Genomic DNA, 23,213 nt, shown 5'->3' on the forward strand with positions numbered 1-23,213 from the left:
GCTGCTCTCCTTGAACCTTAAAGGGCTTTGCGAAACTGGATGAAGCCAGGGCGTTCGGCGATGCGCTCATAGAGCTGGATCGCGGTGGCGTTGGTTTCGTGGGTCAGCCAATGAACCTTGCAGCAGCCATCCGCCTTGGCCGTGGTGTAGACGAATTCGATCAGTTGCCGACCGACTCCGGTGCCGCGGGTTTCTGGCGTTACCAGCAAGTCTTGCAGGTAGCAGGAGTTTTCGATGCTCCAGTTCGAGCGGTGATAGATGAAATGCACCATGCCCACCGCTTTGCCATCAGCCCAGGCCAGCGCCCCATGGGTCGGCTCACTCGGATCGAGCAGGCGCTGCCAGGTGCTTTGGGTGACTGCGTCGGGCAATTCGGTGTTGTAGAAGCGCAAGTAGGCTTGCCACAGCGGCAGCCAGGCGGCGTGATCGTCGGCGGTAACCTGGCGGATGTCGATCTGACTCATGTTCGTTCCTTATCGCATCAAATGGGCGAGGGCCTGGTCGTGAGCATCAGGGTTGGCGGCCAGCCCCTCGCGCACACCGGCGATGTCTGCGGCACTACGGTTCTGGCTGAGCTTGCGTTTGCCCTCCAGCCGCTGGATCGGCAAGGCAAAACCGACGATGGCCTTGAGCATGCCGTCGATATAGTCGGCGGGAGCATCGGCGACCTTCCACGGCTGGGCGCGACCGGCTTCATGGCGCTCGGTCAATGCGCTGACCAGATCGCGCAGGCGATCGGTATCGGTGAACACTTCGCCAGTGCCATAAGCGTGTACGGCCACGTAGTTCCAGGTCGGTACCACTTTGCCGTGTTCGGCTTTGGTCGGATAAAACCCTGGGCTCACATAAGCGTCGGCGGCGGCAAATATCACCAGCGCTTCAGCGCCGTTCTGCAGTTCCTTCCATTGCGCATTGGCTTTGGCGAAGTGGCCGTAGAGGGTTCCATTCGGGCCTTGGTCGGCATTCAGCAGCAGAGGCAAATGACTGGCTTGCAGGCCTTGCTCACCGTGGGTGACCAAAACGCCAAGACGGGTGCCGAGGATGTGCTGATGCAGCTCATTCAAATCATTGATGGCGAAATTGCTGGGCGTATACATGGAAATATTCCTTGGCGAATGCCTGCATCCTAGGCAGGCTATTGGTCTGTTGTAAGAGCCATTAATGACCAATTTCATAGGTCCATTATCATGTCGAACACGCCGCTTCCCTCGTCGTTCAATCCGGCGGGTATCGAACTCGACCGCCGCCAGGGCCTGAGTCGTCAGCTTTATCAAGCGCTGCGGGTGCGAGTGCTCGACGGACGACTGGCCAGCGGCACACGACTGCCAGCCAGTCGCGATCTGGCGGCGGCGTTATCGATTTCCCGTAACAGCGTGGTCCGTGCCTACGATCAGCTTTACGCTGAGGGCTTCATCGAGGGGCGTGTTGGCGACGGGACTTATGTCGCGCAATTGCCTCGAGCCGCGGTGTCGGTGAAAAAATTATCCACAAAAGTATCCACAGGGTTTTCAACAGGGTTATCCACAGCCTTATCCACAAATTGGCTGGATCTACCTGTGGTTTCATCCAGTAAAGTTATCCACAGCGGTGCTTTGGGTCGGGTTGAAAAGAACCATTTGGCCTTGCCTCCCAGTGGTCCACCTCGGGCATTTCGGGTCGGCATTCCGGCCTTCGATCTGTTTCCTTTCGAGGTCTGGGCCAAGCTGAACGCGGCTTTCTGGCGTAAACCGGATTTACAGCAGCTGTGTTATGGCGATCCGGCAGGAGACGCGCGGTTGCGTGGCCTGATTGCCGCCTATTTGCGCAGTTCACGGGGTATGCAGTGCTCGGCTGAGCAAATTGTGATCACCAGTGGCGCACAACAGGGGATTAGCCTTTGTGCACAGCTGCTGGTAGAGCCTGGCGATGGGGTGGGTATTGAAAATCCGGGGTATCGAGCTGCGGGTCATGCGTTCGCGGTAGCCGGCGCGCGATTGCACGGAGTAGCGGTGGACAGTGAGGGCATCGACTGCACCGAATTGGCGAGACTCAGCGACTGTCGCCTGGCTTATGTCACTCCCTCGCATCAGTACCCGACCGGTGTGGTCATGAGTCTGGCGCGGCGACTTGAATTGTTGGCATGGGCCGAACGTACCCAAGGGTGGATCGTCGAGGATGACTACGATGGCGAATACCGTTACAGCGGCGCACCACTGGCGCCGTTGGCTGCACTGGATCGACAAGGGCGAGTGCTGTATGTCGGAACCTTCGGCAAGGTCGCATTCCCGGCATTAAGACTGGGTTACCTGGTGTTGCCGCCCGGATTGGTTGAGGCGTTTGCTCAGCGTCGAGCGGTGGATGTGCGGCATTCTGAGGTGAGCACCCAAGCGGTGATGGCAGAGTTCATGGCCGCCGGGCATTTCCAGCGGCATATCCGTCGCATGCGCCGCGCTGCCCTGAGTCGGCGCAATTGTCTTTTAGCCCATTGGCCGACGAATATCGAGGGTGTTGGACGTGTGCCAAGTGTGGCAGCGGGGCTGCATTTGACTGTTTCCGTGAGCAGCGTGGTCCGTGAACGGGAGTTGATCGAACAAGCCGAAAACGTCGGGATCGAGGTCAATGGGTTGAGCAGTTACTGGTTGCCCGACTCGCAGACGCCGCTGGATCAGCGAGCCGGGTTGGTGTTGGGTTTTGCAGCCGTACCAGAGCCGGCGATCGAAGCGGCTCTAGCCCGTTTGCGCAATGTCTGGTGCGGTTGACTACTCCTTCAGGTTCTCAGCCCCTGCCGGAGCTTGCGGTTCAAGTTTCAGAAACAGATCCAGAACCTGCGGTTTACCGATCCGGCGTAGCGCATTGTCCAACGCATCGAAGGTGTTCAGTTCCTGACGTGTCTTGGCTGGCAGCTCTTGCAGGTACCCTTCGGCGAATTTGAGATGAGCGGCGGTGAACTGATCATCCGGATCGGTCAGGTTGTCGTAATGAAAGTGCGCGACCCATAACGCTTTGTTCTGATGTGTCTTGTCGAGTATTCGGTATTCCTGGAAGTAGTCCTTGCGCTGCCTGGTTTTGATGCGGCCGCGTTCGTCTTTGACGATCGCTACCTGACCGTGTTCGTTCATCCATTCCAGATAGGTCTCCCGGGGTTTGCGTCCCATGAGAATGGCGCTGTAGACCTGGATGCCTTCACGTCGCAACCTTGCGGCCCCCGTGCGCAATTCTGTGCTCAAGCGGCCGACCGGGAAATCGGCCCTTCTGCGAGCCAATACCGCATCAACGTCATTGGCGGCTTGATCAAGTCGTGTTGCCTGTTGATCGAACAGGTCTTGCATGTCCGCCGGAATGCGCGAGGGACGCTGAGCGTCGGTGCGCAGACGCTTGATGAACCCATCGAGTTCCACGGATTGAGCGATCGCGTTGGCGATGATGTCTTCATCGTCCTGTACTGCCGGTTGTACCGGGCGTCTGGTCGCCGCCTTGATGATAGGGACTTCTTCGACAGACTCGGGTTTTTCGGTAGAAGGTGTCTTTTGCGTTTCACTCCCTCGTGGCCGGGATTTGTTCGCCTTGCCGATGGCTCGTGACGTGGAAGGTACCGGTTCGAGTCGGCTCATCGCCGCAATCGGTACTTCTTCAGACTCTGGAAGCGACTCGAGCAGACGGTCACGCGCCAGTTTATGTAACTGTGCGACCAACGTTTGAATGCGCTTGAATCGGACCGGTTCCAAATGATCGGGCCAAGTGACGGATAGCTCTTGCAGGCGCCGTTCGGCGTCTGCCAGGTGATCGACGAGGGTCGTGAGCTGATCGACATTCAGCGCGCCGGCTTCAGTAGAGCGCAAGGTATGACCTGCGTCAGCCGCGCTTTCGAAAATCTGCACGATAAGCTGACGTACCTGACTCATGTCGCTGTCGGGGACTTCATGCAGGCAAAGCTCGGTGGACAAGCCGATTTCATTGGCTTGAAGGTCGTAACGGGAGAAAGAAGGCAGCAATTTTTTCAGATCGCCGGCGATCTTGCGGGCAGTGCCGGTGTTGGTCATCAACCTGTCCAATGAGGTGTGCAGGCGATCGAGGCGATCGATTATTTCATCACTGATAACTATGGCTTTTTGCGCGGCCTCCATCTGCGTGGCGCGGGGCAGGGTGGTCGCAAGTTCCGACTGGCTGATCAGGGGCACGACGACTTTCGCGTACTCGCGCATCTTCATTCTCAGCCAGCTGCTGAGGCAACGATGCTGTTCAATGGTGAAGCGCATCAGCTGAGACTGATAAAACACGCCTGCGCCTCCTGCTTCTCGCCATTTTTCGAGGTTTTCCAGCGCCTGGGCGTATCCACTGGCCAGCTCATTGGCAGTTGTGGTGTAAGTGGTTATGGCTGCATCGGACTCCGTCGCTGATACGTCGTTGTTCTCCAGGTGTTGCAAGGCCTCGTCCAAACGGGCTTTGCCAGCAGCTTCCTGAGTAATGAACAAATGCAGGGCGGCCCATGCTTCGTCTTTTTTCCGGGCTTTTTCGCGCCGCAGGGCTTCGATCCGACCAGTCGGGCCGCCGCCACGCAACCGTAGCTTCAGGTCCCAGTGCCATCGATCTGTAGCTTCGTCAAATTTCACACTGAGACCGGATCGCTCGGGATCGTTCGGATCAACGATGAACACCGGTTCGTCCGTTTCGGCACTGACCTGAAACCAGCGTTCACCGACCTTGGCATACAGCTTTCCCATGAGTTCATGCAGATGGTTGGCATTGGCCTGTGCACCGTCTGGAAGATTCGGCGCCGGGACCTGGAATCGATTGATCTGCTGTAAAAATCGCGCTCCTGCATTGATACGGCCAAGCGTGGCGGGCGCGAGGGTGGAGAGGTGCGTTTCGGGCAGTTCGGCACTGAGCGGGGTCGCGTCATGTGTGACCGTCGGGGGCTGGGTGACGGTAGGGACCGTGAGTAGCTCGTCCATGTATGGCCGTTTCTGCGAGGCATTTTCGTTGAGGGGACTTGAGAAGCGAATGCGCCGCGTCGCGACCCGTTGCGTGAGCAGAATGCCCAGCGTCAACAGAACATCGCCAATTGAAGACCACTCGACGATCGTGTCGCCGCGCTCATGGGCATCCAGCGCCTGCTGGATCTGGGTGATGCTTTGCCAGACCCAGACCGCGGTGCCCGCCGAACCGCTGAGAAAATTGGCGGCCACGCTGAACATCGCCCAACCGCTGTCACCCAGCAGCGCCCAGCGACGTTCGGCGTTGGAGGTCGATTGGCGGTCGGCGAGCTCGGCCATGGCCTGGCTATTGCGGGTGAACAGGGTCGTCAGAATATCGCCGCTCAGCGGCGTGTTTGTCAGGTTGACGGAAGCGGTCAGGTCGAGGTGGATAAACGGTTCGAAAGCCAGTTCGGTAATGGTCCAGGGCGAGGGTATACCGCTGGAAAACACATACTGGGCGTATTCGAAACTCAACGTGCTGGTGGGCAGCCAGGCCAGAATCGAGTCGCGCAGTTCGCCCGGCTGATAAAACGCATACAGCATGTTCTGTTCGGAAGGGAACTGGCGCAACGGATGATCCAGCAACGGTTGATAAAGCAGGCAAGGGCCCCTCGAGCCCGCGCGCGGGGCGATGATGTACATGTTCGCGACGGTGTCTGGCGTGTTGCCAAGACGATAGTGGGGCATGAATGCCAACGGGCGAATCTGCACCGGCCACTCGGCGAGTGGCGCGTTGGTTTCGATCGACTCCATCAGTTGGCAGATCTGACGGTAACCCTGATCATCGACCCCGCCCTGTTGCTTGAGCTTGCATTCCAGGGCCAGCAACGACAGCAGCAATGGCCACTGATGACGGTAACGGGCCTTGTGGCGCCGAGCCTGCACCGGATCGTCGATGAGTGTGCGCTTGATCAGCTGAGGGTAGGTTTCGCCGATGTTGATCTCGTTGGCCATGCGCAACAGGAACGTCACTGTCATCCAGACGGGTGCGGCTGTGCCATCGGCATAGGCGACCGTTGCGCTGTACGGTCGAACATTTTGCAGCGCGAATTCACCCAGGGTTTCGACGCTACGGGTACGCGGGTCGGGGAGGGTGAAACCGCCGGCTTCAAAGCTGTGGGTGACGATGATCCGAATGTCATTCAGGCGCAGGTCCGCTGTATCTTCGTCGGTTTTGTCGGCGAGGATGGCATCGCACATTTTTTGCTGGGCGTAGGTATCGATGAGGGGTATGTCTTCGACATTGAAGACATCGCTGTCGGACTCGCCTCTGAGAGATCCCAGATTGGTCAGGTAGCCGCTGTAGGCCTGGATATCGTCGAGTGAGCCTGCCAATAGCCATTCGGGGATCGCGTTTTCCAGCTGTTCGACGCGCGCGTTGTCTCTGGCGTTGATCGTAGTGCTTTCATCCCGCAAGGAAGTAAATCTGGCCAATGGCGAACGACTGGCCGGATCGAGCGCCTCAATGGAATCAATCTGAGTGCCTATCAGCGCCCAGACCATGGCATCGAAGATGTTTTCCTCGGGTTCATAGAGTCGCCACTTCAGGCTCTGGCCGCTCAGATCGATGTCGATTCGCTGCGGAAGGACAATGCCCAGTTGCTCCAGGGAATCGAACGATTCGTAGCCATTGCTGATGGTATACATCACGATCAGTTCACGGGTGCCAATGGTTGCGCTCAGCACCAGCGCGCCCGGCAGCATCAAGTGCCGGGCGCTGTTGCCCTCTGCCATTTCGAAGCCGATGTCGAGATCGAGCAGGCAGGCGCGGACATTGGACAGTCCGCTGCCGGTGGTCGGACGCAGCGCCTTGTCAGGGTATTGTGAAACGAGTCGTCCGAGGCGGCATTCATCCGCGTCCCAGCCGGTGACAGACTGAACGTCGAGTGCCTCTTGCAAGGTGTTGGAAAGCGTTTGCCAGCGCGGCAGCTGGTCGACGGTTTCATTCCAGTAGTCCAGTTGACGCTGTTCGAAGGCCAGGAACAGCGATGGCGCGTGTTCATTCAGCAGGCTGGTGATTGCGTCCATACTGACCGGTAAGTGAATGGGGTCGCTGGCATGGGGCGTCAGGGTCAGGAAATGTTCGCCCTCGATGTAGTTGGCTGTGGTTTTTGTATAGGCCAAACGTGCCAGCGCATAAGTCAGTGATTCAAAGTGGTTGCCGTGGCTAACCAGATCTCCTCCATGCGAGCGCCATATCGGCGAGCCCAGCATGGCTTTGTCGGGGTCGATGTTTTGTTCGGGAAAGCGTTTCTTCAAGGCGCTTTGCAAAAATTGCGCAGCAGCATCATGAAGTGACGGACCGCCGCTGGTTTGATCCACCAGGCGGCTTTTATTCAACATGGGTGGCGAAGCGGTTGTTCGGGTGTTTTCAGTCATGGTCAGGAACCGGTTGGCGAATGGAGGCAGGTACTGCCGTTTCGAACCGACAGTACCCAGGCGCAAACCGGGGCAGGTGGTAGATAAATACCGCAGACAAAAAAAAAGACCCGCGATGGCGCGTCATGCTGTTCATTTAGGCGCGCTCTTGGATCGTGCGTCCCTTTGTGGCGAGCGAGCTTGCTCGCGCTGGGCTGCGTAGCGGCCCCAAAAATCTGACAATCATCGCCCATTTTTGTGAGTGCTACGCACTCAAGCGGGAGCAAGCTCCCTCGCCACAGGTTTCTCTGATTCAAGATTCCCTTAAATGAACAGCATTACGCGATGGCGCGGGTCTTGGTTTTCATAGTGCTTCAAGTACCAGACTTGATCTTGGTCCAGGCGCGGGTGCGTGCACGCTCGGCATCACGCGGCAGCGGTTGCAGGGTGTAGAGCGTGCTCATTGCCGCTTCGGTCGGGTACAGGTTCGGGTTTTTGCGGATCGCCGGGTCGACCATTTCCGTGGCGTCCTTGTTCGGGTTCGGGTAGCCGACAAAGTCGCTGACCGGTGCAATGACCTGGGGTTGCAGCAGGTAGTTGATGAAGGTGAAGGCGTCTTCCGGGTTCTTCGCGCCCTTGGGGATCGCCAGCATGTCGAACCAGATCGGTGCGCCTTCTTTAGGCAGGCGCATGTCGACGATCACACCATTCTTGGCTTCCTTGGCGCGGTTGGCGGCCTGGGAGAAACTGCCGGAGTAACCGACCGCGACGCAGATGTCACCATTGGCGATGTCGGCCATGTACTTGGATGAATGGAAGTAGGTGATGTAGGGGCGAATCTTCATCAGCAGCGCTTCAGCCTTGGCGTAGTCCGCCGGCTTCTTGCTGTTGGGGTCCAGCCCCAGGTGTTGCAGGGCCAGCGGCAGAATCTCCGACGGTGAATCGAGCAGGGCCACGCCGCACTGCTTGAGCTTGCTGATGTTCTCTTCCTTGAAGATCAGGTCCCAGCTGTCCACCGGTGCGTTGTCGCCCAAAGCCGCCTTGACCTTGTCCGGGTTGAAGCCGATCAAAATGGTCCCGTACATGTACGGCACGGCAAATTTATTGCCCGGGTCGTTGGCTTCGATCAGCTTCATCAGCTTGGGGTCGAGGTCGTTCCAGTTCGGCAGTTTGCTGCGGTCCAGCGGCTGGAATACGCCGGCCTCGATCTGCTTGGCGAGGAATACGTTGGACGGCACCACCACATCGTAGCCGGAGTTGCCGGTCAGCAACTTGGCCTCCAGTGCTTCGTTGGTATCGAAGATGTCGTAGACCAGTTTGGTCTGAGGGTTCTGGGTCTTGAAATCTTCCAGCGCTTTGGGAGTGATGTAGTCGAACCAGTTGTAAACCCGCAACGTGCGCTCTTCGGCGTGAACGGCACCACTGAATACGGTGGCGCATAGCACTGGAGCGATAAAACGCTTGAGTCGATTCATTTGTTCTGATTCCTCATTTGGGCGCTTTCAAAACCTTCGAGAACGTTCACGGCATTGATGCCGATTTCTTCCACTGCATAACCGCCTTCCATCACGAACAGCGTCGGCTTGCCGAGGCCCGCGATGCGCGCGCCCATCGCCAGGTAATCCGGGCTGTCGAGTTTGAATTGGGAAATCGGGTCGTCCTTGAACGTATCGACGCCCAGGGACACGACGACGATGTCGGCGCCGTACTTTTCAATCTCTTTGCAGGCCTGCTCCAGCGCCGCGCTCCAACGGTCCCAGCCTGAACCGGCGGGCAATGGGTAGTTGAAGTTGAACCCTTCGCCCGGGCCTTCACCGTGTTCGTCTTCGTAACCGAGGAAGAATGGAAACTCGGCTTCCGGATGACCGTGGATCGAGGTAAACAGCACGTCACTGCGCTCATAGAAAATCGATTGGGTGCCGTTGCCGTGGTGGTAATCGACGTCGAGGATCGCGACCTTTTTGTGGCCTTGATCAAGGAATGCCTGAGCGGCGATGGCGGCGTTGTTGAGGTAGCAATAACCGCCCATCAAATCGCTGGCGGCATGGTGTCCCGGTGGACGGCACAAGGCGAAGGCACTGCGGGCACCGCGCTGGATTTCTGCCTGCGCGGTCAACGCCACTTGCGCCGCGCTATACGCCGCTTGCCAGGTGCCGGCGGTAATCGGTGCGCCGCCGTCGAAGCTGTAATAGCCGAGCTGACCGTGCAGGCTGGTGGGCATGATCCGGCGCAGGGTGCGGGCGGGCCAAGTGTAGGGCAGCAAGTCACCGTCGGTATTGAACTCGGTCCAGCGCGCCCAGGCCCCTTTGAAGAAATCGAGGTAGTCGCGGCTGTGGATGCGCGCGATCGGCCCCAGACCGAAATCCTGCGGTGCCTCGACCGGGCCCAGATGGCGGGACTGTACGCGTGCCAGCACATGGTCGGCCCGCGAGGGCATTTCGAAGCAGGGCATCAATTGCCCGTCCATCAATTCACAACGGCCGTGGTGCAGGTGGTGATCGTGCGAGTAGATCGTCAGCATTCTTGTTCTCCGCAGGCTGATTCGGTTGCACACAGTCTTGCGGCGGGCGGCGTTTGGGAGAATGGCAGGAAAGGCCAAAAGGGGATCGATATGGCCAAAAGATTTGACCGAAATTCGCCCCTTAAAGGAACACAGGCGCCCTCGAATGACGCACCTGACCCCTGTAGGAGCGAGGCTTGCCCGCGAAGCTTTTGGCGTATTTGAAGACGCCTTCGCGAGCAAGCCCGCTCCCACAGTGGATTTGCGTCGTGCGTCGATACAGTGTTCGCTGAAGGTCAAATGTGGGAGCGGGCTTGCTCGCGAAGACGGCCTGAAGAACGCCGCCATTCCTCAAGGCCTGAACTGGCTGGGCGCCACGCCACTCCAGCGCACAAACGCATGGCGGAAGCTTGCGGTCTCGCTGAACCCCAGCGCCTCGGCTATCCGATAGATTGGCAGTTGATCTTCGCAGAGCATTCGCTTGGCCTGCTCGAAGCGCAATTCATCGAGCAGTTCCTGATAGCTGCAGCCCAGGTCTTTCAGATGTCGGCGCAGAGTGCGCGCCGAACAGTTCAGCTGTTCGGCCAGCCCATCCAGGCCCGGCGCCGCGTTGAGCTGCGAAGCGAGGAGTTGGCGGATGCGCCCGAGCCAGGCCTGACGCCCGGTGAACTCAGTGTTTTGTTTGCGACAACGCTCGGCCATGGCCTGATGGGTAATGGCGTCGGCCAGGGGCAGGGGTTGTTCGAGCCAGCGTTTGTCGAAGGCAAAGCCATTGGACACAGCATCGAACTGCAAAGGGCAGTCGAAACGCTCGGCGTAGCGCGCCTGATAATCCGGCGCCGGATATTCGAAGCGGGCGCCGAGCAGCGGCAGAGGGTAGCCGAGCAAATCTTCGCAAGTGACTTTCATCGAGACCAGGCAAAACTCGACATTGAACGGCGCCAGCGCCGGATTTTCCCGATAGTCGCCGGCGGTGAGCCAGATGCGCTCGTCATCTTCCACCAAGCTCAACTCGAACAGTGTTCCCAATAGCGCCGGATAGTGCAGCGCCAACCGCAAGGCGTCACCTAAAGTGGCGCTGGTGAGTAAGGCATACCCGAGCATGCCGTAGGACGAAACATGCATCCGCCGGCCCAGTTCCAGGCCGATATCGCGGCGTAACGCGACGGCGTTGGCGCAAACCAGCATCTCCTGGTTGGTGGTGATGCGCGTGTCCGCCCGGCTCAGATCCGTCGCGCTGATACCGCTGCCGGCCAGTAATGCTTCGCTGGGCAGGCCTTCGGCCTTGAAGGTGTTGAGCACCAGAGAGACGGCATTGAGGGTAGTGAGATGGGAGTGGAGCATGGGGTGTTCCAGCCGTTAAGTAGCTGGAAGCGAGCAAGTTATATGCCCAACGACGATCCTGTGGGAGCGGGCTTGCCCGCGAAGAGGCCAGTACATTCGACGCATTTCCATTGACTGGACCACCGCATTCGCGGGCAAGCCCGCTCCCACAAGGTTTTGTGTTGTGTCAGCTCAGTTCGCCGCACAGGTCGAGCTCGACCAGCCGTCGAACTTCAGCGGATTCAAGCCCTGCACCCAGCAGCCCATGCAATTTGCCGAATGCCGCCTCGCGGGTCATGCCGCCACCGGACAACACACCGGCGTCACGCAAGCGGCTGCCCGCCTCGTACACGTCGAGCTGCACGCCGCCTTCATGACATTGCGTCACCGCGACCACCACCACACCTTTATCCCGCGCCCGTTCCAGGCTGGCGAGAAACTCCGGGTTGTCGCTTGACCCGGTACCGCTGCCATAACATTCCAGCACCAGACCCTGAATACCGCTGTTGAGCAAGCCATCCAGTTGATCGGCGCCGATGCCGGGGAACAGCGGCAGCACCGCGACCTTCGCCAGCTGTTTAGGCTGGTTGTAGTTCAGCTGCGCCGGTACGCAAGTCGCTTTCACGCCGCCGCCCTGACGCTCCAGCCGTTTGAACGGATGACGGCCGAAACTGCGAACCTTGGCGCAACGGGTCGGGTCGAGCAGTTCGCCGTGGAAGTACAGATGAACGCCCGGCGCCAGGCCTTGGCCAAGAGCAACCAGCGCGCCGCTGAGGTTTTCCCAGGCATCGCTGTCGGTCACGCCGGCCGGCAACATGGAGCCGGTGAACACTACGCGGGCATGCAGGCCGAGCAGCTGGAAGCTCATGGCTGCGGCGCTGTAGGCCAGGGTGTCGGTACCGTGCAGGATCAACACACTGTCGCAGCCCTGGACATCAACAGCATCGACCACCGCTTCTCGCAGTTGCTGCCAGTAAGCGGGCGTCATGTTGGCGCTGTCGATCAGCGGCGCCATCTCGCGAAAGCGCCACTGCGGCACCACCAGTTCAGGCTGGCTGTGCAGATACTCGCGCATCCGCGCTTCGAAACCGGACGCCGGGGCCAGGCCGTGGGCACTGGCTTGCATGCCGATGGTGCCGCCGGTGTAGAGCACCATGACGTGCTGGGCCGCAGGGAAAGTCGAGGCATTCATGGAGGTTCTCCGAAAACGATGAGCCCTTGTGGGAGCGGGCTTGCTCGCGAATGCGGTTGATCATTCAACATTGATGTCAACTGACACACCGCTTTCGCGAGCAAGCCCGCTCCCACATGGGATGGCGCACTTTAACCGATCAGCGTTGCGCTGCGGTCACGCCTTGCGGCTGGGTTGTGGCCGAAGGCGCGGCGGCTGTCGGATTGGCCGGCCAGGCTTTCAGGTCCAGGTCCAGATCCGGGAATTTGCTCGAATCGAACACCGGGGTCTTGATGCCGGCAGCGCGCTGGTCATCGTAGTCACGCAGGATGCGCATGCCGACCTTGAACAGCAGGAACAGCGCGATCAGGTTCACGAACGCCAGCATCGTCATGGTGATGTCGGCGAAGGCGAACACGGTGCCCAGGTTTTCGATGGCACCCCAGAAGATCAATACCAGTACCAGTGCGCGGTAGCCGATCAGCGCCTTGCGGTTTTCACCCATCATGAAGCGCAGGTTGTTCTCGCCCAGGTAGTAGTTGTAGAGGATCGAGGTGAACACGAACAACGACAGGGCCACCGAAATGAAGACCCGGCCCCAGTCACCGACCACGGCGGCCAGGGAGTTCTGGGTCAGGGCAATGCCGTCGCCTTCGAAGCCTGGGGTGTAGAAGCCCGACAGCAGGATCAGCAACGCGGTGCAGGTGCAGATCACGAAGGTGTCGAGGAACACGCTGAACGCCTGAACCACGCCTTGGGACACCGGGTGCTCGACCGAGGCCACAGCGGCCACGTTCGGCGCACTGCCCAGGCCCGCTTCGTTGGCGAACACGCCGCGCTTCACGCCCATGACGATGGCGCTGCCGATCAGGCCGCCGAACGCCTGGTCCAGACCGAAGGCGCTTTTGACGATGGTCATCAACATGCCCGGCACGTGGTCGAACTGCAGCACGATCACGTAGAGGGTTACGCCGATGTACGCCAGGGTTTTCACCGGTACCAGCAGGTCAGCGACCTTGGCGATCCGCTTGATACCGCCGATGAACACCAGACCCAGCAACACCGCCAGTGCCAGCCCGGTGTAAGTAGTGTTGAAGCCGAACGCGTTATTCAGCGAGTGGGTCACGGCATGGGCTTGCAGGCCGTTGAAGGCAAAGCCGAAGGTGATCAGCAGCAGGAACGCCATGATCATGCCCAGCCAGCGTTTCTGCAGGCCGTGCTGGATGTAAAAGGACGGGCCGCCACGATACTGGCCTTCGGAGTCGCAGCGCTTGTAGAGCTGGCCGAGGGAGCATTCGAAGAAGCTGCTGGACATGCCGACCAGCGCGGTCACCCACATCCAGAACACTGCACCGGGGCCACCAAGGGTCACGGCGATACCGACACCGGCGATGTTGCCCGCACCGACACGGCCGGCGAGGCTGAGCATCAGGGCCTGGAAGGAACTGAGCTGGCCAGCGCTGCTTTTGAGGCTGTCGCGGAACACCGCGAACATGTGGAAGAAATGGCGGAACTGAACGAAACGCGAGCGGATCGTGAAGTAGCTACCGAGCCCGACAATGAGCACGATCAGTACTTTCCCTGAGAGGAAGTCGTTGATGACTTCGAGCATGGATTATTCCTCGCTATTTTTTGTGTGTGCGATTACTGGATGGTCCGACACATCGAGTTACACCGGCTTTCGCGTGGCATAACAGGTGGATCGAGGCTCGTTCCGGTTCCATATCGCGGGTTGTTATTAGTTCGGGTTTCGCATGGGTTTGGGCCTCGTTACCGACGACCGCTCACGCGAAGAGGGCCGGCACTATACCTAGGAGTGTGCCGTCCGTCTGCACGATTGTGGTGCAAGCGACGAAACGAAGCTTTGAAACACCCGACGTTACCGGCGTCGGGCTTATGTAGAAGCTGCTTTTTTGTGAGAGCGGGCTTGCTCGCGAATGCGCTCTGATATCCACCATTCAGGGTGACTGACACACCGCCTTCGCGAGCAAGCCCGCTCCCACATTTTTCAGCTTCCAGACATTCTGTTGTGGCTGCCAAAGAGTTAAAAAAAAGGGCTTGAGGGAGTAAATCCCCAAGCCCTCAAAAGGTGAGAGGTGTCTAGTCCCTCGACCTGGTGAGCGTGCTCTTCAAAAGAGCCTGCGTTCGGTTAAGCCTTCAAAGGCACCAGACGCGGAGCAATCATGTTTTCCGGGCGCAGAATGTCGGCGAGCATTTCTTCGTCGAGCAAACCTTCTTCGCGGACCAGTTCCAGCACGCCGCGGCCGCTTTCAAGGGCGATACGGGCAATGCGAGTGGCGTTTTCATAGCCGATGTACGGGTTCAGTGCGGTGACCAGGCCGATCGAGTGTTCGACCAGTTCACGGCAGCGCTCTTCGTTGGCGGTGATGCCGACGATGCAGTGCTCGCGCAGCATGTCCATGGCGCGTTGCAGCAGGCGGATCGAGTCGAAGATCTTGAAGGCGATCAGCGGCTCCATCACGTTCAGTTGCAGCTGGCCGCCTTCGGCCGCGATGGTCAGGGCCAGGTCGTTGCCGATGATCTGGAACGCCACCTGGTTCACGGCTTCCGGGATAACCGGGTTGACCTTGCCTGGCATGATCGAGCTGCCTGGCTGACGCGCTGGCAGGTTGATTTCGTTGATGCCGGTGCGTGGGCCGCTGGACAGCAGGCGCAGGTCGTTGCAGATCTTCGACAGCTTGACTGCGGTGCGCTTGAGCATGCCGGAGAACAGCACGAAGGCGCCCATGTCGGAAGTGGCTTCGATCAGGTCGGCGGCTGGCACCAGTGGGTGACCGCTGATGGTCGCCAGGCGTTGCACGGCCAGGTGCTGGTAGCGCGGGTCGGCGTTGATGCCGGTGCCGATCGCGGTGCCGCCCAGGTTCACTTCAGTCAGCAGCTCTGGCGCCAGTGTCTTCAGGCGTGCCAGGTCTTCACCCAATGTGGTGGCGAAGGCACGGAATTCCTGGCCCAGGGTCATCGGCACGGCGTCTTGCAGCTGGGTACGACCCATTTTCAGAACGTGGCTGAATTCTTCACCTTTGGCGGCGAACGACTGGATCAGGCTGTCGAGGCTGGCCAGCAGCGCGTCGTGACCCAGCAGCAGACCCAGGCGGATTGCGGTCGGGTAAGCGTCGTTGGTCGATTGCGCCATGTTGACGTCGTTGTTCGGGTGCAGGTACTGGTATTCGCCCTTGCTGTGGCCCATGGCCTCCAGCGCGATGTTGGCGATGACTTCGTTGGCATTCATGTTGGTCGAAGTGCCAGCGCCGCCTTGAATCATGTCCACCACGAACTCTTCGTGGAAGTCGCCGCGGATCAATCGGGCACAGGCTTCGCTGATGGCAGCGTGCTTGGCTTCGCTCAGGTGACCCAGCTCGCGGTTGGCGTCAGCGGCGGCCTGCTTGACCATTGCCAGACCGACAACCAATTTCGGGTAATGCGAAATCGGAACACCGGAGAGGCGGAAGTTGTTCACCGCTCGCAGGGTCTGGATGCCGTAATACGCTTGAGCAGGTACTTCGAGTACGCCAAGCAGGTCTTTTTCTGTGCGGAAAGATGCAGCGGAGGACATGATAGAAATCATCTCGATATGGACCCGGTCTGTGCCGGAACACTGCAAATGCTAGGCTTGTGAAGAATTTTGGGCCAATGCTGTTAAACACTAGCCTATGCACATTCGGCATAATGCCCGTGTGACGCCGCGTGCACGGCGAGCGTGTGACCTAATTTGGTGCGTGTCCGGGAGGGCGTGATGAATCTGGAAAGTAAATGGCTCGAGGACTTCAGTGCTCTGGCCGCCACCCGCAGCTTCTCCCAAGCAGCTGAACGACGCTTCGTGACTCAGCCGGCATTCAGCCGACGGATCCGCAGCCTCGAAGCTGCGCTGGGGCTGACCCTGGTGAATCGCTCCCGCACGCCGGTCGAGCTGACAGCGGCGGGGCAGCTGTTTCTCGTTACCGCGCGAACCGTGGTCGAACAGCTGGGTGAAGTGCTGCGCCACCTGCATCACCTGGAAGGCGGGCAAGGCGAGGTGATGCAGGTTGCTGCCGCTCACTCTCTGGCACTGGGTTTCTTTCCGCGCTGGATCGCGCAGTTGCGCAACGAAGGGCTGAACATCGCCACGCGACTGGTGGCCACTAACGTTGGCGATGCGGTGCATGCCTTGCGCGAAGGCGGCTGCGATTTGATGCTGGCGTTCTATGACCCGGACTCCGCGATGCAAATGGACCCGGAGATTTTCCCGTCGCTGCATCTGGGAGACACCGAAATGCTCCCGGTCTGCGCCGCCGATGCCGACGGCAAGCCGCTGTTCGACCTGGAAGGCGAAACCAGCGTGCCGCTGCTCGCCTATAGCGCCGGTGCGTTTCTCGGGCGCTCGGTCAACATGCTGTTACGCCAGCGCGCCCTCAGGTTTACCACCATCTACGAAACAGCCATGGCCGACAGCCTGAAAAGCATGGCGCTGGAAGGCCTTGGCATCGCTTGGGTACCGCAGTTGAGCGTGCGCGCCGAACTGGCTCGCGGTGAGTTAGTCGTCTGTGGTGGCCCGCAATGGCATGTGCCACTGGAGATCCGTCTGTACCGCTGCGCATTAGTGCGCAAGGCCAATGTGCGGTTGTTGTGGCGCAAGCTTGAAGGTGGCGCGGCCCAAACCACAACGGGGTCCTGAGACCAATGAAGATCCAATGTGGGAGCGGGCTTGCTCGCGAATGCGGTGTGTCAGTCGAGATCAATGTTGCCTGACCCAGCGCTTTCGCGAGCAAGCCCGCTCCCACAGGGGATTTGTGTCGATCTTTCGCTGACCTTTGAGTCAATAAAACCGGCACCTTGCGCCGTATGACAGATGGTCGTATCGGGGGCTGTTTATCTGCTTCATTGAGGTATACTGCGCGGCCTTCGGCCGGTTCGTCCGGCCATTTTTCGTACAATCAAGCCACGCATTTCTGCGTGGCTTGTTGTTTTTTGACGCGCCTGCGGGCGCCCAGAGAGAAGAGGCACGACGATGAGTGCACTGGTTGGCGTGATCATGGGCTCCAAGTCCGATTGGTCCACCCTTAGCCACACCGCCGATATGCTGGAAAAGCTCGGCATTCCTTACGAGGTGAAAGTGGTCTCTGCCCACCGCACCCCGGACCTGCTGTTCCAGTATGCCGAAGAGGCCGAGGCCCGTGGCATCGAGGTGATCATCGCCGGTGCCGGTGGCGCGGCCCACCTGCCAGGCATGTGTGCGGCCAAGACCCACCTGCCGGTGCTGGGCGTACCCGTACAATCGTCGATGCTCTCGGGCGTCGATTCGCTGCTGTCTATCGTGCAAATGCCAGCAGGTATTCCGGTTGCCACCCTGGCCATCGGCAAAGCCGGCGCGATCAACGCAGCACTGCTCTCGGCGAGCATCCTGGGCGCCAAGCATCCGCAATTTCATACTGTGTTGAAGAAATTCCGCGCTGAGCAGACAGACAGCGTCCTGGACAATCCAGACCCACGCATCGCCTGAGGTTGTTGACGATGAAAATCGGTGTAATCGGTGGCGGCCAGTTAGGCCGCATGTTGGCGCTGGCGGGCACTCCGCTGGGCATGAATTTCGCTTTCCTCGACCCGGCGCCAGATGCTTGCGCAGCCGCGTTGGGCGAACACCTGCGGGCCGATTACGGCGATCAGGATCACCTGCGTCAACTGGCCGATGAAGTCGACCTGGTGACCTTCGAGTTCGAAAGCGTCCCGGCTGAAACCGTGGCATTCCTGTCGCAATTCGTTCCGGTGTACCCAAGCGCCGAAGCCCTGCGCATCGCACGTGACCGCTGGTTCGAAAAGAGCATGTTCAAGGACCTGGGGATTCCGACCCCTGCGTTCGCCGATATCCAGTCGCAAGCCGATCTGGATGCCGCCGTGGCTTCGATCGGTCTGCCGGCCGTGCTGAAAACCCGCACCCTGGGTTACGACGGCAAGGGCCAGAAAGTCCTGCGCAAGCCTGAAGACGTGGTCGGCACTTTCGCTGAGCTGGGTAGCGTTGCCTGCCTGCTGGAAGGCTTCGTGCCGTTCACTGGCGAAGTCTCGCTGATCGCCGTGCGCGCTCGCGATGGCGAAACCAGGTTCTATCCACTGGTTCACAACACCCACGACAGCGGCATTCTCAAGCTGTCCGTGGCCAGCACCGATCACCCGCTGCAAGCGTTGGCTGAAGATTACTCCAGCCGGGTGCTCAAGCAGCTGGAGTACGTCGGCGTGATGGCGTTCGAGTTCTTCGAAGTCGACGGTGGCCTCAAAGCCAACGAAATCGCCCCGCGCGTACACAACTCCGGGCACTGGACCACCGAAGGCGCCGAGTGCAGCCAGTTCGAAAACCACCTGCGGGCCGTTGCCGGTCTGCCGCTGGGTTCGACGGCCAAGGTGGGTGAGAGCGCGATGCTCAACTTCATCGGTGTCGTGCCGCCAATAGAAAAAGTGATCGCGATCGACGACTGCCATTTGCATCACTATGGCAAGGCTTTCAAGGTCGGTCGCAAGGTCGGTCATGCCAGTCTGCGCTGTGCAGACCGTGAGACATTGGCTGCGCAGATCCTCAAGGTCGAAGCGCTGATCGCCGAATAGTTTCATGTGGCAACGGCGGAACCTTCAGGGGCCGCCGTTCTCTGATGGCAGGATGCCAAAGTCTGTCTAGGCTATAGCCAATTAATCAGAGGGAAATGCCATGGGAATTATCGGAACCATCTTTATTGGCTTGATCGTCGGTCTGCTGGCTCGGTTTTTGAAACCGGGCGATGACAGCATGGGCTGGATCATGACCATCCTGCTCGGTATCGGCGGTTCGCTGGCAGCCACTTACGGCGGCCAGGCCCTGGGCATTTACCGCGCTGGCGAAGGCGCAGGTTTCATCGGTGCGCTGGTGGGCGCGGTGGTATTGCTGGTGATCTACGGCCTGATCAAAAAAAGAACTGATTGAAGTGACAAAGCCCTCTCCGCGCCATCGCCGGAGAGGGCTAGAATGTTCGGCGTTAAACCGTCCTTTCTTTTGCCGAGCACTTTCATGCGTCGTCTTCTGTTGACTCTTCTCTTCCTGGGCAGTGGTTTGGCCCATGCCGGCGAGCTGCCGGAAACCGACTGGCTTGATCTGATGCCTAAGTCGGACCAGAAGGCCCTCGAGGCCATGCCCGAAATCGACCACGACTCACCGGAAGCCAACGGCACCTTTACCCAAAAGGGTGGCATGAAGCAGAGCAAGGGCTTGCCGGCGGTGATGTACTCGACCAAAACTGTGCCATCGATGAACGACAAGCACATCCGCATTGGCGGTTATCCGGTGCCGCTGGAATCCGACGCCAAGGGCCACAGCACGCTGTTCTTCCTTGTGCCGTATCCGGGCGCTTGCATCCACGTGCCACCACCGCCGCCTAACCAACTGGTGCTGGTGCGTTATCCCAAAGGCTTGAAGCTGAACGATATCTACACACCGCTATGGGTGACCGGCACGCTGAAAATCGAAACGGTCAACAACGACTTGGCGGATGCGGCGTATGCACTGGATGCGGCGCAGGTGCGGGTGGTCAAAGAGTCGGATTTGTAAAAACGCCAGTCAATCTGGCGCAGATCAAAATGTGGGAGCGGGCTTGCTCGCGAAGACGGTGTGTCAGGCAACGTTAATGTCGACTGATACGCCGCCTTCGCGAGCAAGCCCGCTCCCACATTTGTTTTGTGGTGTTAAAGGGATTTGCTGCCGATGCTGACGCCCAGGGTATGACTTGCCCCCGATGCCAGCGTCACCACATCACCCATCACATTCGCCGTTTCAATGCACAGCATACGCTGCCAGCCATCGTCGGCCATGTCGCTGAATGCTGCCGCGCGGTCGATCCAGGGGTTCCAGATCACTGCAGAGCGCGAACCGTTGCTGGTCAGTTCGATGCGTCGTTCCCAGTGCGGGTCAACGATGCTCAGCGTCGGCGGGGTATTGAGATAAATGCGGTCGGTCTCGCCGGTAAAACGCAGATCGCCGGTCTGGGTGACGGTTTTCCAGTCGTCCAGGGTTTCGATATAGCTCAAGCCATCCAGCCCTTCAACGTGTACGTTGCGCACATCGCTGACCGCGAAATAGCTATGCAATGCCTGGCTGATGGTGACGTGTTCAGCGCCCTTGTTCTCGCTCGTCAGGCTGATATGCAACTGCTCATCCAGACGAATGCTCAGCTTCAAGTCCACCTGATGCGGCCACCCAGGCAGGCCGCCTTCGGGGTAGGGCAGATTGAATTCCACCTTCAGGCTTTCGCCCTCGGTTTCGATGCCGAGCAACTCCCAGTCCATCGCCCGCACCAGGCCATGGGCCGGCGGCGGTTCATTGCCGACGCGCATCGCCTGGACACTCTGCGGATTGCGTGCCAGGTTACCGAACCACGGCCAGCACACCGGCACGCCGGCGCGGATGCTTTTGCCGGTCTTGAACACCGCTTCGTCGTTGAGCCAGATCAACGGCGGCTCGCCCGCCAGTTGATAACTGAGGATGTGCGCACCTTGTTGGGCCACCAGTAATTCGGCCTGACCGTGGCGGATGCGCCAGCAGTTCAGTTCATCCAGTTTCACGGCTTCAACGTTGGGCGTGCTCATGGGACAACTCTCAATCAGGAACAATGACTCAATGGACCGCAAAACGGTCGCGGGGTTTAACGCGCCGTTTTTACAAGCTCCGGTTTAACGAGCCCGAGGTGGAACCGAGCGAGTGCGGCCGCTGCCGTCGATGGCGACGAACACGAAGACGGCTTCGGTCACTTTACGCCATTCGCTGGACAGTGGATCGTCGCTCCAGACTTCAACCATCATCTGAATCGAGCTACGGCCGATTTCCAGGGCCTGGGTATAAAAGGACAGTTGCGCGCCCACCGCTACCGGCACCAGAAACGCCATGCGATCGATTGCCACGGTGGCCACGCGACCACCCGCCACCTTGCTGGCCATTGCAGTGCCAGCCAAGTCCATCTGCGCCACCAGCCAGCCGCCGAAAATATCGCCAAAGCCGTTGGTTTCACGCGGGAGCGCGGTGATTTGCAGGGCCAGGTCGCCTTGCGGGATTGGATCTTCTTGTTCGAGCTCTATCATGCCGGGGGTGCCTCTGACCCGTGACTCTTCATGTGTGTAGCGGGTGAATAGCCGTCTTACGGCTCCGCGCGCAAAGTGCCTGCGCTCGGTCATGCTGCGTTAAAAACAGGCTCGGACGCTCATTTACAGCAGCAAACTCCGCGTCCTCGCCTGTTTTTGCCTTGCCTGACCTTCGCTCGGCGACTTTGCGCACCGGAGCCTTGGAAAAACGATTCAGCCCCGAACATACTACGTTCGTCACGTTTTTCGTAAGGCGCCTAAAGGGAAACTCTGCGAAATCGGCTGACAGGTGCCAACGACGGTTTCGCACAGCAACCCCTTACAAGCCGTTGCAATGTTGTGAGTATATCGATCGGTAGACTCCGAGACGACCGTCCGGTTCTCATTTTGACCGTCAAATACGCGCCTCTATGTGCTTTTTCGAACTATTTGCTATCGTGCCGAACCTGCCCAAGCCTCCGCCAGCGTTGTTGAGGTTGCAGATCCAACTATAAGAGAAGCCCTTGCCATGACCTCAGCGCCCTCGAGCATCGCGCAGCCCAGCCAATCCGCACGCCCGTTGACCCGCAACGACTATAAGACGTTATCGCTGTCTGCCCTGGGCGGCGCGTTGGAATTTTACGACTTCATCATCTTTGTGTTCTTTGCCACGGTGGTCGGCAAACTGTTCTTTCCCGCCGACATGCCCGAGTGGCTGCGCCTGATGCAGACGTTCGGCATCTTCGCCGCCGGCTACCTGGCACGGCCATTGGGCGGCATCGTCATGGCGCACTTCGGTGATCTGCTGGGGCGCAAGAAAATGTTCACCTTGAGCATTTTCATGATGGCAGTCCCGACCCTGATCATGGGTCTGCTGCCGACTTACGCGCAGATAGGTATGTGGGCGCCGATCCTGTTGCTGCTGATGCGGGTCATCCAGGGCGCGGCGATTGGCGGGGAAGTGCCGGGAGCCTGGGTATTCGTTTCCGAACACGTGCCGCAGCGTCACATTGGTTATGCCTGCGGCACGCTGACCAGCGGTCTGACGGCCGGCATTCTTTTGGGCTCGTTGGTCGCGACCGCAATCAACAGCATTTACACGCCGGTGGAAGTGTCGGATTACGCCTGGCGAATCCCGTTCCTGCTGGGCGGCGTGTTTGGCCTGTTCTCGGTCTACCTGCGCCGTTGGCTCCACGAAACGCCGGTGTTCGCCGAGCTGCAATTGCGCAAGGCCCTGGCCGAAGAAGTGCCGCTGCGCGCCGTGTTGCGCGACCATCGCGGCGCGATTCTGATTTCAATGCTGCTGACCTGGTTGCTGTCCGCCGGCATCATCGTGGTCATCCTCATGACTCCGACCGTGCTGCAGACCGTCTACCATTTCCCGCCGACTACCGCATTGCAGGCCAACAGCCTGGCCATCGTATTCCTGAGCCTGGGCTGTGTGGCCTCCGGCGCATTGGCTGACCGCTTCGGCGCCGGTCGGGTGTTCGTACTCGGTAGCGCCGCGCTGCTGATCAGTTCGTGGACGTTCTATCACAGCTTGTTCAACCATCCCGACTGGCTGTTCCCGATGTATGCCCTGACCGGTCTGCTGGTCGGGACCATCGGTGCGGTGCCGTATGTGATGGTCAAAGCCTTCCCGGCTGTGGTGCGGTTTAGCGGGTTGTCGTTTTCCTATAACCTGGCCTACGCCATTTTCGGCGGCCTGACCCCGATGGTCGTCACCCTGCTGCTCAAGGAAAGCCCGATGGGGCCGGCCTATTACGTAGCGATTATTTGTGGGGTCGGGATTCTGGTGGGTGGGTATCTCTGGAAGAAAGGACGGTAACAACGGTTGGAT

The 23,213-nt window shown here is 59.4% G+C and carries 18 protein-coding genes; 7 read left to right on the plus strand and 11 right to left on the minus strand.

The genetic code is table 11. The annotated features are described in order from the left end of the window. Positions 1-17: 17 nt before the first annotated feature. Together ABH909_RS03900 and ABH909_RS03905 are read right to left on the minus strand one after the other, a co-directional pair. Positions 18-464, minus strand: coding sequence for a GNAT family N-acetyltransferase (locus ABH909_RS03900; protein ID WP_253545906.1), 447 nt, complete (start codon positions 462-464; stop codon positions 18-20). A 9-nt stretch (positions 465-473) separates the two neighbouring features. Next, complete coding sequence (locus ABH909_RS03905) at positions 474-1,097, minus strand: FMN-binding negative transcriptional regulator (RefSeq protein WP_429430654.1); 624 nt, start codon at positions 1,095-1,097, stop codon at positions 474-476. A 90-nt stretch (positions 1,098-1,187) separates the two neighbouring features. Here ABH909_RS03905 and ABH909_RS03910 point away from each other — a divergent pair, with 90 nt between their 5' ends. Beyond that, the gene (locus ABH909_RS03910) at positions 1,188-2,738 is read left to right on the plus strand and encodes a PLP-dependent aminotransferase family protein (protein WP_429430656.1); all 1,551 of its coding nucleotides are present in this window, start codon (positions 1,188-1,190) and stop codon (positions 2,736-2,738) included. Here the strand turns inward: ABH909_RS03910 and ABH909_RS03915 are convergent, their stop codons facing one another. The 7 genes from ABH909_RS03915 to aspA all read right to left on the minus strand — a co-directional run bounded on the left by ABH909_RS03915 (position 2,739) and on the right by aspA (position 15,881). After that, positions 2,739-7,334 (minus strand): dermonecrotic toxin domain-containing protein, encoded by a 4,596-nt coding sequence (locus ABH909_RS03915; protein WP_429430658.1) that lies wholly within the window; start codon positions 7,332-7,334, stop codon positions 2,739-2,741. It lies immediately after the preceding gene. A 353-nt stretch (positions 7,335-7,687) separates the two neighbouring features. Then, the gene (locus ABH909_RS03920) at positions 7,688-8,788 is read right to left on the minus strand and encodes a polyamine ABC transporter substrate-binding protein (RefSeq protein ID WP_429430660.1); all 1,101 of its coding nucleotides are present in this window, start codon (positions 8,786-8,788) and stop codon (positions 7,688-7,690) included. Further along, positions 8,785-9,834 (minus strand): histone deacetylase family protein, encoded by a 1,050-nt coding sequence (locus ABH909_RS03925; RefSeq protein ID WP_429430661.1) that lies wholly within the window; start codon positions 9,832-9,834, stop codon positions 8,785-8,787. The genes ABH909_RS03920 and ABH909_RS03925 overlap by 4 nt, the downstream gene beginning before the upstream one ends. 330 nt (positions 9,835-10,164) lie before the next feature. Continuing rightward, a complete protein-coding gene (locus ABH909_RS03930) occupies positions 10,165-11,157 on the minus strand; it encodes an AraC family transcriptional regulator (RefSeq protein WP_429430663.1) in 993 nt (330 codons plus the stop codon). 166 nt (positions 11,158-11,323) lie between these two features. Then, complete coding sequence (locus ABH909_RS03935) at positions 11,324-12,328, minus strand: asparaginase (RefSeq protein ID WP_429430665.1); 1,005 nt, start codon at positions 12,326-12,328, stop codon at positions 11,324-11,326. 139 nt (positions 12,329-12,467) lie between these two features. Further along, complete coding sequence (locus tag ABH909_RS03940) at positions 12,468-13,919, minus strand: alanine/glycine:cation symporter family protein (RefSeq protein ID WP_429430667.1); 1,452 nt, start codon at positions 13,917-13,919, stop codon at positions 12,468-12,470. Positions 13,920-14,456: 537 nt separating this feature from the next. Beyond that, on the minus strand, positions 14,457-15,881 hold the full coding sequence (gene aspA, locus ABH909_RS03945) for an aspartate ammonia-lyase (RefSeq protein WP_095632848.1): 1,425 nt from the start codon (positions 15,879-15,881) through the stop codon (positions 14,457-14,459). 180 nt (positions 15,882-16,061) lie between these two features. On the opposite strand from aspA, the gene ABH909_RS03950 reads away from it, so the two are divergent. From ABH909_RS03950 to ABH909_RS03970, 5 genes are all read left to right on the plus strand, one after another. Beyond that, a complete protein-coding gene (locus tag ABH909_RS03950; RefSeq protein WP_095632849.1) occupies positions 16,062-16,979 on the plus strand; it encodes a LysR substrate-binding domain-containing protein in 918 nt (305 codons plus the stop codon). 333 nt (positions 16,980-17,312) lie between these two features. Then, complete coding sequence (gene purE / locus ABH909_RS03955; RefSeq protein ID WP_003196369.1) at positions 17,313-17,804, plus strand: 5-(carboxyamino)imidazole ribonucleotide mutase; 492 nt, start codon at positions 17,313-17,315, stop codon at positions 17,802-17,804. Positions 17,805-17,815: 11 nt separating this feature from the next. Continuing rightward, positions 17,816-18,898, plus strand: coding sequence for a 5-(carboxyamino)imidazole ribonucleotide synthase (locus tag ABH909_RS03960; RefSeq protein WP_429430669.1), 1,083 nt, complete (start codon positions 17,816-17,818; stop codon positions 18,896-18,898). Between the two features lie 100 nt (positions 18,899-18,998). Further along, positions 18,999-19,250: a GlsB/YeaQ/YmgE family stress response membrane protein gene (locus ABH909_RS03965; protein WP_192345121.1), complete on the plus strand. Its 252-nt coding sequence runs from the start codon at positions 18,999-19,001 to the stop codon at positions 19,248-19,250. An 84-nt stretch (positions 19,251-19,334) separates the two neighbouring features. Next, complete coding sequence (locus ABH909_RS03970) at positions 19,335-19,871, plus strand: DUF3299 domain-containing protein (RefSeq protein WP_429430671.1); 537 nt, start codon at positions 19,335-19,337, stop codon at positions 19,869-19,871. 134 nt (positions 19,872-20,005) lie between these two features. Here the strand turns inward: ABH909_RS03970 and ABH909_RS03975 are convergent, their stop codons facing one another. Beyond that, a complete protein-coding gene (locus ABH909_RS03975; protein ID WP_429430672.1) occupies positions 20,006-20,905 on the minus strand; it encodes a D-hexose-6-phosphate mutarotase in 900 nt (299 codons plus the stop codon). An 84-nt stretch (positions 20,906-20,989) separates the two neighbouring features. After that, positions 20,990-21,394: an acyl-CoA thioesterase gene (locus ABH909_RS03980; protein WP_007896491.1), complete on the minus strand. Its 405-nt coding sequence runs from the start codon at positions 21,392-21,394 to the stop codon at positions 20,990-20,992. Between the two features lie 508 nt (positions 21,395-21,902). Here ABH909_RS03980 and ABH909_RS03985 point away from each other — a divergent pair. Next, complete coding sequence (locus ABH909_RS03985) at positions 21,903-23,201, plus strand: MFS transporter (RefSeq protein WP_429430673.1); 1,299 nt, start codon at positions 21,903-21,905, stop codon at positions 23,199-23,201. The last annotated feature ends 12 nt before the right edge of the window (positions 23,202-23,213 follow it).

It is taken from the genome of Pseudomonas sp. BS3782 TE3695 (assembly GCF_050435305.1).
Lineage (GTDB): Bacteria > Pseudomonadota > Gammaproteobacteria > Pseudomonadales > Pseudomonadaceae > Aquipseudomonas.